The organism is Pseudomonas sp. MPFS (assembly GCF_022537035.1).
GTDB classification, from domain to species: Bacteria; Pseudomonadota; Gammaproteobacteria; order Pseudomonadales; family Pseudomonadaceae; genus Aquipseudomonas; species Aquipseudomonas sessilinigenes.
This window is the reverse complement of the sequence record NZ_CP066123.1, coordinates 4,837,566-4,851,235: the sequence shown is the minus strand read 5'-3', so window position 1 is coordinate 4,851,235 and position 13,670 is coordinate 4,837,566. Positions and strand designations below refer to the sequence as shown.

Here is a 13,670-nt window from a genome sequence, read left to right as displayed (position 1 = left end):
GTTCCCGATGCCGATCGACCCGCTGTCGAGCCTGCTCATCCAGATGACTTGGCTGAGTAAAGCTCATGAAACAGAAGCTTGCGAATTGAAAACCGCTTGGTGATGAAAGATCTTTTTTTGCGTGCCCTTTATCTCCCTTGCAGGCTGATAAAGGGCGTGCGAATCGGGTTGCCGGTAAAAAATAATCCTTGGCGGCAGATCTTTTTCTCGCCGGCCAGGGTCCACATTTTTCGCAGCCATTGAACACGGGAGAGATGACCAATGAGTGAACACAAGGCGTTGTTGATCCTGCACGGCAAGCAGGCACTCAACGAAGAGCTGCGGGCTGCGGTCCAGGCCAGGCGGGAGGCGGGCTGGGACCTGGCGGTACGCCTGACGTGGGAGGCCGGGGATGCCCAGCGCCTGGTCGGGGAGGCGCTGGACGCAGGTTACCGGCAACTGATCGCCGGTGGTGGCGATGGTACGTTGCGCGATGTCGCCCAGGCCTTGGCCGAAGCCTCGCAGCCGGCCAGCCTGGTGCCGCTGCCTCTGGGAACGGCCAATGATTTCGCGCGGGCGGCCGGCGTGCCACTGGAGCCATCGGCGGCCCTGGACTTGCTGGATGTCCCGGCCCGGCCGGTGGATCTGGGGGAGGTTGGCGGGCAGGTTTTCCTGAACATGGCCACCGGTGGTTTCGGCAGCCAGGTGACCGCCAATACATCGCCCGACCTGAAGAAAGTCCTGGGGGGAGCCGCGTACCTGTTTACCGGGTTATCGCGCTTTGCGCAGCTGAGCGCGGCCTATGGCGAGTTGCAGGGGCCGGGTTTTCACTGGCATGGCCAGTTGCTGGCGCTGGGCATTGGCAATGGTCGACAGGCTGGCGGCGGTCATGAGCTGTGCCCGGGAGCCCTGATCGACGATGGGTTGCTCGATGTCAGCATCCTGCCGGCGCCCCAGGAGTTGGTGGGTGCTCTGAAGAGCCTGCTGGCAGGGGACATGGGCATCGACGACTTGTTCATCCGGGCCCGCCTGCCGTGGGTCGAGATCAAGGCCTCGCGTGGCCTGGATATCAACCTCGACGGCGAGCCGCGGCAAGGTGAGCTGCTGCGTTTCACTGCCCGGCCCGCGGCCTTGCAGATGCACTTGCCGCAGGGATCGCCGTTGCTGGGCACCGATGGCTGAGTCAGTCGTCGAGGCTGATGATGCGTTCGCGCACGGCGAACAGGACCAGCCCGGCGACATCGAAGATCTGCAGGCGCTTCATGATCTGCGAGCGATGGGTTTCCACGGTCTTGATGCTCAACCCCAGTCCCTGGGCGATTTCCCGGGTCGACTTGCCGCGCACTATCAGTCGCAGGATTTCCAGCTGGCGGGCTGTCAGGTTATGGGTGTCGGCAGGTGGCGGCTGGGTCTTCTGGGAGCGGGTCAGGGCCTGGTTGATCACGGTATGGGCAATCGCCGGGCTCAAGTAGCGTTCGCCGTTGCGCAGGGCTTCCAGGGCATGCCCCAGCTCGGTAGCCGTGGTGTCCTTGAGCAGATAGCCGTGGGCCCCGGACTCCAGGGCCTGCATGATCAGGGCCGGATCAGTATGCATGGACAGGATCAGGACCTTGCTCTGCGGGCGGGCGGCCTTGAGTCGGCGCAACGCTTCCAGGCCGCCGGTATGCTTCATCGACAGGTCCAGCAGGATGATGTCTGGATGGAGCTTCTCGACCATTTCCAGCAGGTGCGAGCCATCGTCGGCTTCACCGATCACGGCGTATCCGGGAATATCCATGACCAGCGCACGCACGCCAGCCCTGATGAGCGAGTGGTCATCCACCAAGAGTAAATTACAGGTCAATGTAAAACCTTATTCGTGCTGGCCCGCTCCAGGGTGCGAGGGGCCCAGGGAAAGAGAGCTTCGATCTGGGTGCCCTGGTCGATCTCGCTGGTGACCTTGAGGAAACCGCCCAGTTGGCTGATTCGTTCCTGCATGCCGGCCATGCCGCACTGGCCCTGCTCTCCAGGGTTCGCGGCGGGGGCAAAGCCTTGGCCATCATCGCTGATGAACAGTGAAAGCCCTTCCGGCAGGCGTTGCAGGCGTACCAGCAGGTTCTTGGCGTGGGCGTGGCGCAGCATGTTGGTCACCGCTTCCTGGGTGATGCGAAACGCTGCCACGGCCATTTCCTCGGGGATGCCGGCCAGGCGCTGGTGGCACTCCAGGCTCCAGTGCACTGTGCTGCTTTCCAGGGTCTTGATCAGATGGGCGCGCAGGCTGGCCTCGAGCCCCAGGCTGGCTAGCTGGCGGGGATTGAGAATGGCCGATACGTCGCGGACCTTGGCCAGGGTTTCTTCCAGGGTGGTGCCAAGCAGCGCGAAATGCTCTTGCAGGTCGTCCGGCAGGCGCCGCTTGAGCCAGTCGGCCTGCAGTTTTGCCGCCGTCAGCAACTGGCCGATGTCATCGTGCAGTTCGCGGCTGAGGCGGTGGCGTTCGTTTTCCTTGACTTGCAGCAAGCGCTCGGCCAGCTCCTGGGGCTGAAAACGGATGGATTTACGCGAATAGCCGTACTGCGCCCAGATACATGCCAGTGCCACCACGTTGAGAACCAGCAACGCCAGGGGCAGAGGGCGGCTCAGGCAATAAACCAGCACATTGCCCACGGCCGAGCCTGAGCACAGCAGTAGGCTGAGCCAGCGTAGGCGATCTTGGGAGATGGGCCAGGAGAACAGTGACTTGAGGCTGGCGTACATAGCGGATGGAGCCAATGAATGTTCGCTGCGATGAGCCCGGTCAGGAGCAGGTGACGGGGCCTGTTTGAGAAGCGGTGCCATTTGAATAGGTGATTTCAATCAGTTCTGTCTGTATCTCTTGTGCAGGCCTGATAGTGATTATCGACATTGGAGTCAATGTGCCATTAATACGGTTCATTAGTGCGCCGCATAATACCACCGAAGATACCGCCGGTCGCGCTCAGGTACTTGATATACATGTCCGGAAAGTCAATAAAGTTGCGACTCAGCGTATCTGCCGTGCGGCGTTCGGCAGCGGTATCGCTCAATAAGCGTTCAGAGTGAAGTCAGCTTCCATTGGGGCACGCAAGTCTCGGAAGATTAAATCCCGGATCGCAAGAAGTTGGATTGTTTAGTGGGGAGTGTCGTTCTTGGGTATGTGATGTTCAATAACGACAGTAGCGTAGATACTTAGCCGGCTACTTATTCTTGTGTTGCCTGGCCATCTTTGCCTGATGTTATTCGCACACCTTGGGCGGTATACAAACTAGTGCCTGCAAGTAGGGAGTGTGCAGGTGCAGTTCTGCGAGACCTGGTCGGCCAATTCCTCGATCAGCATGACCTGTTCGCTGTCATCCATATTCAACTGGCCATCGTTCGGGTCGATCAGTTCCAGTTGCCAGGCCATCAGGGTCAGGCAGCTCTTGAGGGATTCCAGCACCTGGTCGTTGAGGTCCAACGGGTGCTGGGGGCGCTTGAGCAGGCCGTGGATGTGCACTGAGAACTCATGCAGCGGGCTGATGGCATGGCGGGCTGCACATTGGGCCAGGCGCTGCAGGCTGACGAGCAGGCAACTGATGGCCTCCTCGTCATTCCTGATCAAGTGCAGGTGGCTCAGGCAGTCTTCCGATTTGGCCAGCAGGGTCTGGGCTTCAAGCAGGAATTCGGGCAGAGGGGTAGCGCACTCATGGCCGTCCTTTAGCATGCTTATATCCATGACTTCGTTTCCGATGGTGGGATAGGGCGTTGGCTGAACGGTTTCAAGTTGGAAGGTGTTTTGAGAAATTGAATATTAGACAAGTCTGGAGTTTTTTCCGCGCGTGCAGCCATTGACGATGCTCGATGCTTATCGTCCAGCGTTGGCAGCCAGATGCCGCTCACAGCCAGGCAGCGCATCAGCGCTGGGGCTTCAGGAGCAGGGGAACTTAGGCTTGAAAGGGTGCCGGGCCACCTTTCTGCGATCAAAAACAAAAGCCTGACTCCATTCATGCAATGAGAATGGCGTCACATTAATGGCTATTGGATATTGCGAATATCAGGCTGGTCCTGATTGTTGATAGGGGAATCCCTTAGGCGCGGGAACCTTCCGCCGGAATAGAGGTCTCGGCGGCGCTGCAGCCATGCTGCTAAATTGACCACCGAAGTAAAGCATGATGTTAATGTGACATCAATGGCTTTGTGTGGCAATTTGCATACGGGTCAAGATACGGCGTCCCTGGCCGATATCAGTCTTTAGTGAATTCATCAGCACAGCCCAGGAGTCATCAATGGCCGGCATTCTCGACACGGTAGATCAACGCACGCAATTGGTGGGTGAGAATCGCCTGGAAATCCTCATGTTCCGCCTGGCCGGTCGGCAATTGTTCGCGATCAACGTCTTCAAGGTCCAGGAAGTCCTGCAACTGCCGAAGTTGACCCTGATGCCCCAGCGCCATCCATTCGTCTGTGGCGTGGTCAACCTGCGTGGCCAGACCCTGCCGGTGATCGACCTGTCCCAGGCCATCGGCATGCGTCCGCTGGTCCCGGGGCCCAACAGCACCATCATCGTCACCGAGTACAACCGCTCGGTGCAGGCGTTCCTGGTGGGGGGCGTGGACCGTATCGTCAACATGAACTGGGAAGCCATCATGCCGCCGCCCTCCAGCGCCGGCCGCCAGCACTACCTGACCGCCATCAGCAAGGTCGATGACCAACTGGTGGAAGTCATCGACGTCGAGAAGGTGCTGGCCGAGATCGTGCCGTACAACGCCAAGGTTTCCCGCGACAAGCTCGACGACCCGCTGTTGGCCCGTGCCCGTGGCCGCGAAGTGCTGCTGGTGGACGATTCCAACGTGGCGCTGTCGCAACTGCGCGACACCCTGGGCCAGTTGGGGGTGAAGATGCACATCGCCAGCGATGGCCTCAAGGCCCTGAAGATGCTCAAGGCCTGGGCCGATACTGGGGTCGACATGACCGAGAAGCTGCTGATGGTGTTCACCGACGCCGAGATGCCGGAGATGGACGGCTATCGCCTGACCACCGAGATCCGCAACGACCCGCGCCTGCGCGGGCTCTACGTGGTACTGCACACCTCGTTGTCGGGCAGCTTCAACGAATCCATGGTCAAGAAGGTCGGCTGCGACAACTTCCTCTCCAAGTTCCAGCCCGACAAGCTGGTGGATGTGGTGCGCCAGCGCCTGCTGCTGGATGAAGTCGACGCCTGAGGCCGGCGAGCCAGTGTCACGGATCTTTGTTTCACCGGGGCGCTGGTATAGGGTGGGCGTTTTTCCCCCGTAGGGAGCAGGACATGCGTCTTAGCGCGCTTTATCGGTATCCGTTGAAATCCGCCAGGGGCGAGACCCTGCAACAGATCGGCCTGGACAAGCTCGGCCTTGAGGGCGATCGCCGCTGGATGCTGGTGGATGAGGCCAGTGGACGCTTCCTGACCCAGCGTGCCGTGGGACGGATGAGCCAGCTCTCGGCATTGTGGAATGCCCAGGGTGGCCTGACCCTCAGTGCCCCGGGCCTGGCCCCGCTGGAGGTGGCGCTGCCGAATGAGACGGCGGCCCTGCGCGGTGTGACCATCTGGCAGGACACCTTGCGGGTGCCCGATGCCGGCGACGAGGCCGGGGCCTGGGTCAGCGAATTCATCGGCAAGCCCACGCGCCTGGTGCAGGTCCCGCTGGAGCGGGCGCGGACCACCGCTGCCGGCTACGGCAAGGATGATGACCAAGTCGCCTTTGCCGACGGTTTTCCCTTGCTGCTGATCGGCCAGGCCTCCCTGGACGACCTGGCGAGCCGGGTTGGCCGGCCCTTGGAGATGCTGCGGTTTCGGCCCAACCTGGTGGTCGAGGGCAGCGAAGCGTTCGCCGAGGACAACTGGAAGCGGGTGCGCATCGGCAATGTCGAGTTCCGCGTGGTCAAGCCTTGCTCGCGCTGCATCCTCACCACCATCGATCCGCAGACGGGCGAGCGCAGTGCTGATCGTGAGCCCCTGGCGACCTTGCAAAAGTACCGGGCCCGGGAGGATGGAGCGATGTTCGGCCAGAACCTGGTCAACGACGGTCATGGCCAGTTGCAGCTGGGCATGCCGGTGACCGTTCTCGAGTAGCCTTGGCGAGGCAAAAAAATGCCCGTCTCCTGGTGGGGGGACGGGCATTTTTCATGCGTTGCTAAAAACCGGGCGAGGGATCAGCCGCGGTATTCGCACAGGTAGGCGGTGTCCACCGCGACCTTGAGCTGGAACTTGCTGTTGGCCGGTACGTTGAAGTGGCTGCCGCCAGCGAAGGTCTGCCACTCGTCGCTGCCTGGCAGCTTGACGGTCAGGGCGCCGGAAACCACGTGCATGATTTCCCGTTGCGCGGTACCGAATTCGTATTCGCCCGGGGCCATGACGCCAATGGTGGCGGGACCTTCGGCCGTGCCGAAGGCAATCGACTTGACGGTGCCGTCGAAGTACTCGTTGACTTTAAACATGGGCGATTCCTCAAGAATGGGTCAAAAAGGCCGGCCAGTATGCACAAGGCCCGAAGGGCCGTCACCTGTCGCCATCAGGGAAGAATCAGCGGCAATAGGCGCGCCGTATTTCGTGCATCTTCCAGCGCCCGGTGCTGCTGGCCGTTGAACTGCATGCCCGCCAGTTGCAAGGCGGCATTCAGGCCCAGGGGGCGCTCCAGGCGCCGGGCCTTGGCGAAGCGCTGCTTGAGGTTCATATGGGGGACATCGTTGAGCAGGCTGTGCAAGTGCTGGTTGTGCCACTCCAACTGCAACTGCTTGCGATCGTAGTCGCCCCAGCTGGCCCAGCCTTCCAGGCGCGGCTGATGCTGGGTCAGCCAGCGTTCGAACTGGCTCCAGACTTCGGTCAAGGGCGCGGCGGCGTCGATGTTGGCCTGGGTGATGTGGGTCAATTCGCGACAGAACGGCGTCAGCATCGGGCGCCGCTGGGGACGCACGAAGCGCTGGAAGTGGTCCTGTTCCCGGCCTTGGCGGTTGACCAGCGTGGCGCCGATCTCGATGATTTCCATCTCGCTCACCGGCCAGCCCCCTTCATCCGTCGTGGCTTCCAAATCTATTACCAGCCAGTGGGGCATTACGAATTCCAGCCTTCAACCTTCTTGATGACGCTTGAGCGTAGCCAAAGCCGGGGAATCCGCCTAGGGGGGAGCGCCAGGCGGAGTACTTCGTGGCCGGCATCGATGGCCGCCTGCCGGCCTATTCCACCTCCAGCAGTACCTGGCGGTTCTTCACCTGGTCGCCGAGGCCGACCTGGACCCGGGTGATCATCCCGTCGATTCCGGCCTTGAGCGGATGCTCCATCTTCATCGCCTCCAGCACCAGCAATAGCTGGCCCTTGCTGACGCGCATGCCCTCGCTCACCAGCACGTCGACGATGGCGCCATCCATCGGTGCCTTGAGCGTTCCCGAATGGGCACTCAACTGGCTCTGGACCGGGGCATGGGTTCGATCCTGCAGGTGCAGGCTGCCCTGTCGGCTGTGCAGCCAGAGCTCCTGGTTTTCCAGGTGGTAGGCGTAGTGCCGGCGGATGCCCCCAACCTCCAGGATGGCCCGGCGACCGTCGGCGCTGCAGACCTTCAACTCCACTAATTGCCCTGCCTGGTGGACCTGCACCAGGCCTGCGGTCCCCGGGCTCAGTTGCAAGGACCAGTGCTGTTCCTCCTGCCCCAGGCCGTAGTGCAGCGGTACACCGGCGTTATTGCGCCAGGCGGCGAGCGGCCCGGCATGGGCCTTGGCGCCGTGGTGATGAAACAACGCGGCGGCGATGGCCAGTTCCTCGTGGCCGGGAAGCTGCGGTTGCAGGCTCGGATCCTCGGCAAAGTGTTCGGCGATGAATGCCGTGCTGAACTGGCCGCTGGCGAACACCGGGTGCCCGAGCAGGTTGGCCAGCAGGCGCCGGTTGCTTTCCAGGCCCAGCAACACGCAATCCTCGACGCCGCGCAGCAGCTTGCGCCGGGCCTCCTCACGGGTGGCGCCGTGGGCGATCAGCTTGCCCAGCATCGGGTCGTAGAAGGGGCTGACCCATTGGCCTTCCTGTACGCCATGATCGGTGCGGATGCCCGGCGCCGGTTCCCAACGCAGCACCTGGCCGGTCTGTGGCAGAAAACCCTGGGCCGGGTCCTCGGCATACAGGCGCACTTCGATGGCGTGGCCGGACAAGCGCACCTGTTCTTGCTTCAGCGGTAGTGGCTCGCCGGCAGCCACCTGCAGTTGCAGGGCCACCAGGTCCAGGCCGGTGACCAGTTCGGTAACCGGGTGCTCCACCTGCAGGCGGGTGTTCATTTCCAGGAAGTAGAACTGCCCCCGGGCATCGAGCAGGAACTCCACGGTGCCGGCGCCAACATAGTCCACGGCCCGTCCGGCCTTGAGCGCCGCTTCGCCCATGGCCTGGCGCAACTCCTGGGTCATGACCGGGCAGGGCGCCTCCTCGACGATCTTCTGGTGGCGGCGCTGGATCGAGCAGTCGCGCTCGCCCAGGTAGATCAACTGCCCGTGGTGATCGCCGAAGACCTGGATCTCCACATGGCGCGGCTCGACCAGCGCTTGTTCCAGGATCAGTTCGTCGCTGCCGAAGGCGTGCAGCGCCTCGGAGCGTGCGGTCCTGATCTGCTCCAGCAGTTGCCCGGGTTCCTGTACCAGGCGCATGCCGCGCCCACCGCCACCGGCACTGGCCTTGATCATCAACGGATAACCGATGCGCTGGGCTTCGCGCTGCAAGGTGGCATCGTCTTGTTCTTCGCCCTGGTAGCCCTGGATGCAGGGCACGCCGGCCTCGAGCATGGCGAGTTTCGAGCGGCGCTTGCTGCCCATCAGCTCGATGGCCGCGGCGCTGGGGCCGATGAAGGTGATGCCGGCAGCCGCGCAGGCCGCGGCGAACTCGGCGTTCTCCGAAAGAAAGCCATAGCCGGGATGGATGGCATCGGCGCCGCTGCGCCGGGCTGCATCGAGGATCGCGGCGCTATCCAGGTAGGACTGCTGGACCGGCGCGGGGCCTATGCGCACGGCTTCGTCCGCCATGCGCACATGGGGCGCCTCGGCGTCGGCGTCGCTGAATACGGCGACGGTGCGATAGCCAAGCTGCTGGGCGGTGCGCTGGATCCGGCAGGCGATTTCGCCACGGTTGGCGATCAGGATCTTGGTGAACGCGGGCATCGTAGGCTTCCTGTGTCTGTGTGGGGCGTCAGCCGGCCCAGGACGGTTTGCGTTTCTGCACGAAGGCCAGGGTGCCTTCGGTGCCTTCCTCACCGCTGACGGCCTGGGCGAAGTCGTCGGCGGCCTGGTCCAGTAGCGGTCCCAGGGGCTGGTCGACGCTGGCCAGCAGCAGGGCCTTGGTCTGTGCATTGGCCCCAGGGGCGCAGCGCAGGACCTGCGCCAGTTGCTGCTCCAGGCGCTCCTGCAGCGCCGTGGCATCGTTCTCGACGAAGTGCACCAGGCCCAGGTGCCGGGCCTCTTCGCCATTGAAGCGGGCGGCGGTCAGCGCCAGGCGCCGGGCCTGGGTCAGGCCGATGCGCCGGACCACGAACGGGGCGATCTGTGCCGGCAGCAGGCCGAGGCTGGTTTCCGGCATGCCGAACTGCGCCGAGTGCTCGGCGATGGCGATATCGCTGACGCAGGCCAGGCCAAAACCGCCGCCGAGCACCGCGCCCTGCAGTACGCAGACCAGCACCTGGGGGACTTTCTGCGCTTCTTCGAGCAACGCGCCGAAGGCCCGGTTCAATTCACGGTAGGCCGCGGCACCCCTGGCCCGGGCGCCGGCCATGTCCTTGAGGTCGCCACCCGCGCAGAAGTGTCCGCCAGCGCCCTGCAGCACCAGGGCCCGGATGCTGCGGCGCTCGTTCACGGCGGCCAGCACCGTGCGCAATTCCGCCACCATCTCGAGGCTCATGGCGTTGCGGCACTCGGGGCGGTTGAGGGTGATGAACAGCACGCCGTCGCGTGATTCCAGCAATAGGGTCTGGCAACTCGGCAACAGGCTCATTTCTTCTTCCCGGGCAGGATGCCCATGAGTTTGCAGATGATCCCCAGCATGATCTCGTCGGCACCGCCGCCGATGGACACCAGGCGCACATCGCGATAGGCCCGGGCCACCGGGTTGTCCCACATGAAACCCATGCCGCCCCAGTACTGCAGGCAGCTGTCGCTGACCTCGCGGCCCAGGCGCCCGGCCTTGAGCTTGGCCATGGAGGCCAGGCGGGTCACGTCCTGGCCGCGCACGTATTGTTCGGTGGCCTGGTACACCAGGGCCCGCAGGCACTCGATCTCGCTGGACAGCTCGGCCAGGCGGAAGTGGATCACCTGGTTGTCGATCAGCGGGTTGCCGAAGGTCTTGCGCTCCTTGCAGTACTCGATGGTGCTGTCGATGCAGTACTCCAGGCCCTTGATCATGTTCGCCGCGCCGAACAGCCGCTCCTCCTGGAACTGCAGCATCTGCATCATGAACCCGGCGCCTTCGTGGCCGATGCGGTTGCGCTGGGGCACCCGCACGTTGTCGAAGAACACCTGGGCGGTTTCCGAGCTGCGCATGCCGAGTTTGTCCAGGTGCGGGCTGAGGCTGATACCAGGGGCGTTCATCGGCACCATGATCAGCGACTTGTTGACGTGGGGCTTGTCGTCCGAGGTGTTGACCAGCAGGCAGATGAAATCGGCGCTGGGGGAGTTGGTGATCCACATCTTGCTGCCGTTGATCACGTAGTCGTCGCCGTCCTTGCGGGCGTGGGTCTTGAGCCCGGCCACGTCGGAGCCGGCCCCGACCTCGGAAACGCCGATGCAGCCCACCTGCTCGCCGCTGATGGCCGGGCGCAGGAATTCGTCGCGCAGTTCATCGGAGCCGAAGCGCGCCAGGGCCGGGGTGCACATGTCAGTCTGCACACCGATGGACATGGGAATGCCGCCGCAGCGGATGGTGCCGAACTCTTCGGCGGCAACGACCGAGTAGCTGTAGTCCAGGCCCATGCCGCCGAACTTCTCTGGCTTGGAGATGCCCAGCAGGCCCAGCTCGCCGGCCTTGCGGAAAATCTCGTGGATGGGGAAGCGCCCGGCTTCTTCCCATTCATCGACATGGGGGTTGATCTCGCGCTCGACAAAATTGCGCACCGTGCGCCGCAGTTCTTCGTGTTCCTGGGTGAAGATCATTGTTGTTGTCCTTCTCAAGTTGAGTGACGTCACCAGCGGATCGTTGTGGCCCACTACCTGCGGGCCGTTCTGCGCGATCAGAACCGCGCCACACCAAAGCTGTTGGGTTGCAGCGGGCGCACCTGGGCTTCATGGCAGATGTCCAGCAGCAGGCCCAGCAAGGTGCGCGTGTCACGCGGGTCGATCAGACCGTCGTCCCACAGGTTGGCGCTGCCGTACAGTGCGGTGGACTGGCTGTCGAGCTTCTGCGCGGTGACCTGCTCCAGCATGTCGAGCATCTTCGGGTCGGCCTCCTGGCCGTTCTTGGCGTGCTTGGCCTCGGTGACGATGCGCAGCACCTTGCCGGCCTGGGCGCCGCCCATCACCGCGGTACGGCTATTGGGCCAGGCGAAGATGAAACGCGGGTCCAGGCCGCGGCCGCACATCGCATAGTTGCCGGCGCCGTAGGAGCCGCCGACCACGATGGTCAGCTTCGGTACCCGGGCGTTGGCCACCGCCTGGATCAGCTTCGAGCCGTGCTTGATCACCCCTTGCTGCTCGGATTCGGTGCCGACCATGAAACCGGTGGTGTTGTGGAAGAACAGCAGCGGTGTCTGGCTCTGGTCGCAAAGCTGGATGAACTGCGCGGCCTTGCTCGCGCCCTGGGGGGTGATCGGGCCGTTGTTGCCGATGAAACCGCAGGCCCGGCCCTGGATCTGCAGGTGACCGCAGAGCGTCTGGGCATCGAACTCGCCCTTGAATTCCAGGAACTGCGAGCCGTCCGCCAGGCGCGCGACGATTTCCCGGGCGTCGTAGGGTTTCTTCGGGTCGTCGGGAACCAGCCCCAGCAGTTCCTCTATCGGGTACAACGGTTCGCTCCAGGTCCTGGGCGGCTGTGTCGGCAGTTGGGCATTCCAGGGCAACAGGCTGACGATCTCGCGAACGATACGGATGCCGTCGGCATCGTTTTCCGCCAGGTACTCGGCGGTACCGGCAACCTGGGCGTGCATTTCGGCGCCGCCGAGCTGTTCGTCGGTGGCGACCTCGCCGGTGGCGGCCTTGAGCAAGGGCGGCCCGGCGAGAAACAGCTTGGCCTTGCCGCGTACCACCACCACGTAGTCCGACAACCCGGGCTGGTAGGCGCCGCCAGCCGTGGCCGAGCCATGCACCACGGTGATCTGCGGCAGGCCCATGGCCGACATCCGCGCCTGGTTGGCGAAGCTGCGCGCACCTTCGATGAAGATTTCCGCCGCGTAGTTGAGGTTGGCGCCGCCGCTTTCGGCCAGGGTCACCACCGGCAGTTTGTTCTCCATGGCGATCTGCTGCAGGCGCAGGGACTTGTACAGGCCGCTGGGGGAAATGGTGCCGCCCTTGATCGCGCTGTTGTTGGCCGCCACCAGCACGCGCACCCCGCAGACATAGCCGATGCCGGCGATCAGGCCGCCACCGGCCTGGCTGCCGTCCTTGTCGTCGTGCAGCTTGTAGCCGGCCAGGCCGGCCAGTTCGAGGAACGGTGCGCCCGGGTCCAACAGCAGGTTGAGGCGCTCCCGGGGCAGCAACTGCCCACGCTTTTCAAACTTGGCCTTGGCTTCGGCGGCCTTGTCCAACTGGTGTTGCTGGATGTCGCGCAGCTGTTGCAGGCCGGCCAGCATGGCCTGGTGGTTCTGGGCGAATTGCGCGCTGTGGGGATCGAGTTGGGATTGGATCACCGGCATGGCTTATTCCTCGCCCTTGAGCACATCGGGCAGGTAGGCCCGATGAAAACCGTTGTACGAGTGGCTGTTGCGCGCCTTGCCCAGGGGCCAGGCGCGGCTGCCGAGGCTGGCGGCGCCGTCGATGCGCAAGGTGCTGCCGCTGATGAAGGCCGCGCCGGGGCTGAGCAGGAACACGATGGCCGCGCTGACTTCCGATTCGCTGCCGATGCGCTTGAGCGGCACATGCTCGCGCAGGGTGGGAATCACCGCCTTGAAGGCGCCTTCGTAGGTGTCCATGCCGCTGGAGGCGATCCAGCCCGGGGCCACGGCGTTGACCCGTACCCCGGCATGCCCCCATTCGTAGGCGGCGGTCTTGGTGAAGTTGTCCATTCCCGAGCGCGCAGCGCCGGAATGACCCATGCCGGGCATGCCGCCCCACATGTCGGCGAGCATGTTGACGATGCTGCCGCCGTGCTTGCTCATGGACTGGTTGAACACTTCCCGGGCCATGAGGAAACCGCCCACCAGGTTGGTGCGCAGCACGGTCTCGAAACCCTTCTGGTTGATCGAGGCCAGTGGCGCCGGGTACTGGCCGCCGGCGTTGTTCACCAGGCCATGGATCGGGCCAAAGCGCTCGATCAGTTCACCGACCAGGGCCTTGACCGCCTCCTCGTCGCGGATGTCGCAGGCCTGCCAGTCCACCAGCCCACCGTCCTCGGCGATCTCGCCGGCGACCTGCTGGAGTTTTTCCGCTTTGCGCCCCACCAGCAGCACCCGGGCGCCCAGGGCCGCCAGCTCATGGGCGGTGCAACGGCCGATGCCACTGCCGCCGCCGGTGACGAGGATGGTCTGGCCGGCAAACAATTGCGTTTTGAAGATCGAGTCGTACACCACGGCAGC

The 13,670-nt window shown here is 63.6% G+C and carries 13 protein-coding genes; 3 read left to right on the top strand and 10 right to left on the bottom strand.

The genetic code is table 11. The annotated features are described in order from the left end of the window. The first annotated feature begins 261 nt into the window (after positions 1-261). Positions 262-1,161 carry a lipid kinase YegS gene (yegS, locus tag I9018_RS22070; protein ID WP_068581533.1) on the top strand — a complete coding sequence of 300 codons (900 nt, stop codon included), beginning with the start codon at positions 262-264 and terminating at the stop codon, positions 1,159-1,161. A 1-nt stretch (position 1,162) separates the two neighbouring features. On the opposite strand, the gene I9018_RS22065 is transcribed toward yegS, so the two are convergent. From I9018_RS22065 to I9018_RS22055, 3 genes are all read right to left on the bottom strand, one after another. Next, on the bottom strand, positions 1,163-1,822 hold the full coding sequence (locus I9018_RS22065; protein ID WP_068581530.1) for a response regulator transcription factor: 660 nt from the start codon (positions 1,820-1,822) through the stop codon (positions 1,163-1,165). Further along, the gene (locus I9018_RS22060; protein ID WP_241110187.1) at positions 1,819-2,712 is read right to left on the bottom strand and encodes a sensor histidine kinase; all 894 of its coding nucleotides are present in this window, start codon (positions 2,710-2,712) and stop codon (positions 1,819-1,821) included. Before I9018_RS22060 ends, I9018_RS22065 begins: the two co-directional genes overlap by 4 nt. A 526-nt stretch (positions 2,713-3,238) precedes the next feature. Beyond that, entirely contained in the window at positions 3,239-3,676 is a 438-nt protein-coding gene (locus I9018_RS22055; protein ID WP_124348204.1) for a hypothetical protein, read from the bottom strand. Between the two features lie 562 nt (positions 3,677-4,238). Between I9018_RS22055 and I9018_RS22050 the strand changes: the two genes are divergently transcribed. Both I9018_RS22050 and I9018_RS22045 read left to right on the top strand, forming a co-directional pair. Beyond that, positions 4,239-5,174 carry a chemotaxis protein CheV gene (locus I9018_RS22050; protein ID WP_068585605.1) on the top strand — a complete coding sequence of 312 codons (936 nt, stop codon included), beginning with the start codon at positions 4,239-4,241 and terminating at the stop codon, positions 5,172-5,174. 83 nt (positions 5,175-5,257) lie between these two features. Continuing rightward, positions 5,258-6,061: an MOSC domain-containing protein gene (locus I9018_RS22045; protein WP_241107513.1), complete on the top strand. Its 804-nt coding sequence runs from the start codon at positions 5,258-5,260 to the stop codon at positions 6,059-6,061. 80 nt (positions 6,062-6,141) lie between these two features. Here I9018_RS22045 and I9018_RS22040 read toward each other — a convergent pair whose 3' ends face one another. The 7 genes from I9018_RS22040 to I9018_RS22010 form a co-directional block, all read right to left on the bottom strand. After that, a complete protein-coding gene (locus tag I9018_RS22040; RefSeq protein ID WP_241107512.1) occupies positions 6,142-6,426 on the bottom strand; it encodes a pyrimidine/purine nucleoside phosphorylase in 285 nt (94 codons plus the stop codon). A 74-nt stretch (positions 6,427-6,500) separates the two neighbouring features. Further along, on the bottom strand, positions 6,501-7,040 hold the full coding sequence (locus I9018_RS22035; RefSeq protein ID WP_241107511.1) for an exonuclease domain-containing protein: 540 nt from the start codon (positions 7,038-7,040) through the stop codon (positions 6,501-6,503). Positions 7,041-7,161: 121 nt separating this feature from the next. Then, on the bottom strand, positions 7,162-9,117 hold the full coding sequence (locus I9018_RS22030) for an acetyl/propionyl/methylcrotonyl-CoA carboxylase subunit alpha (RefSeq protein ID WP_241107510.1): 1,956 nt from the start codon (positions 9,115-9,117) through the stop codon (positions 7,162-7,164). 28 nt (positions 9,118-9,145) lie between these two features. After that, complete coding sequence (locus I9018_RS22025) at positions 9,146-9,943, bottom strand: enoyl-CoA hydratase-related protein (RefSeq protein WP_241107509.1); 798 nt, start codon at positions 9,941-9,943, stop codon at positions 9,146-9,148. After that, positions 9,940-11,097: a citronellyl-CoA dehydrogenase gene (atuD, locus tag I9018_RS22020; RefSeq protein WP_241107508.1), complete on the bottom strand. Its 1,158-nt coding sequence runs from the start codon at positions 11,095-11,097 to the stop codon at positions 9,940-9,942. The genes I9018_RS22025 and atuD overlap by 4 nt, the downstream gene beginning before the upstream one ends. 77 nt (positions 11,098-11,174) lie before the next feature. Then, on the bottom strand, positions 11,175-12,791 hold the full coding sequence (gene atuC, locus I9018_RS22015) for a geranyl-CoA carboxylase subunit beta (RefSeq protein WP_068585624.1): 1,617 nt from the start codon (positions 12,789-12,791) through the stop codon (positions 11,175-11,177). A gap of 3 nt (positions 12,792-12,794) precedes the next feature. Next, positions 12,795-13,664: an SDR family oxidoreductase gene (locus tag I9018_RS22010; protein WP_068595479.1), complete on the bottom strand. Its 870-nt coding sequence runs from the start codon at positions 13,662-13,664 to the stop codon at positions 12,795-12,797. Positions 13,665-13,670 lie beyond the last annotated feature (6 nt).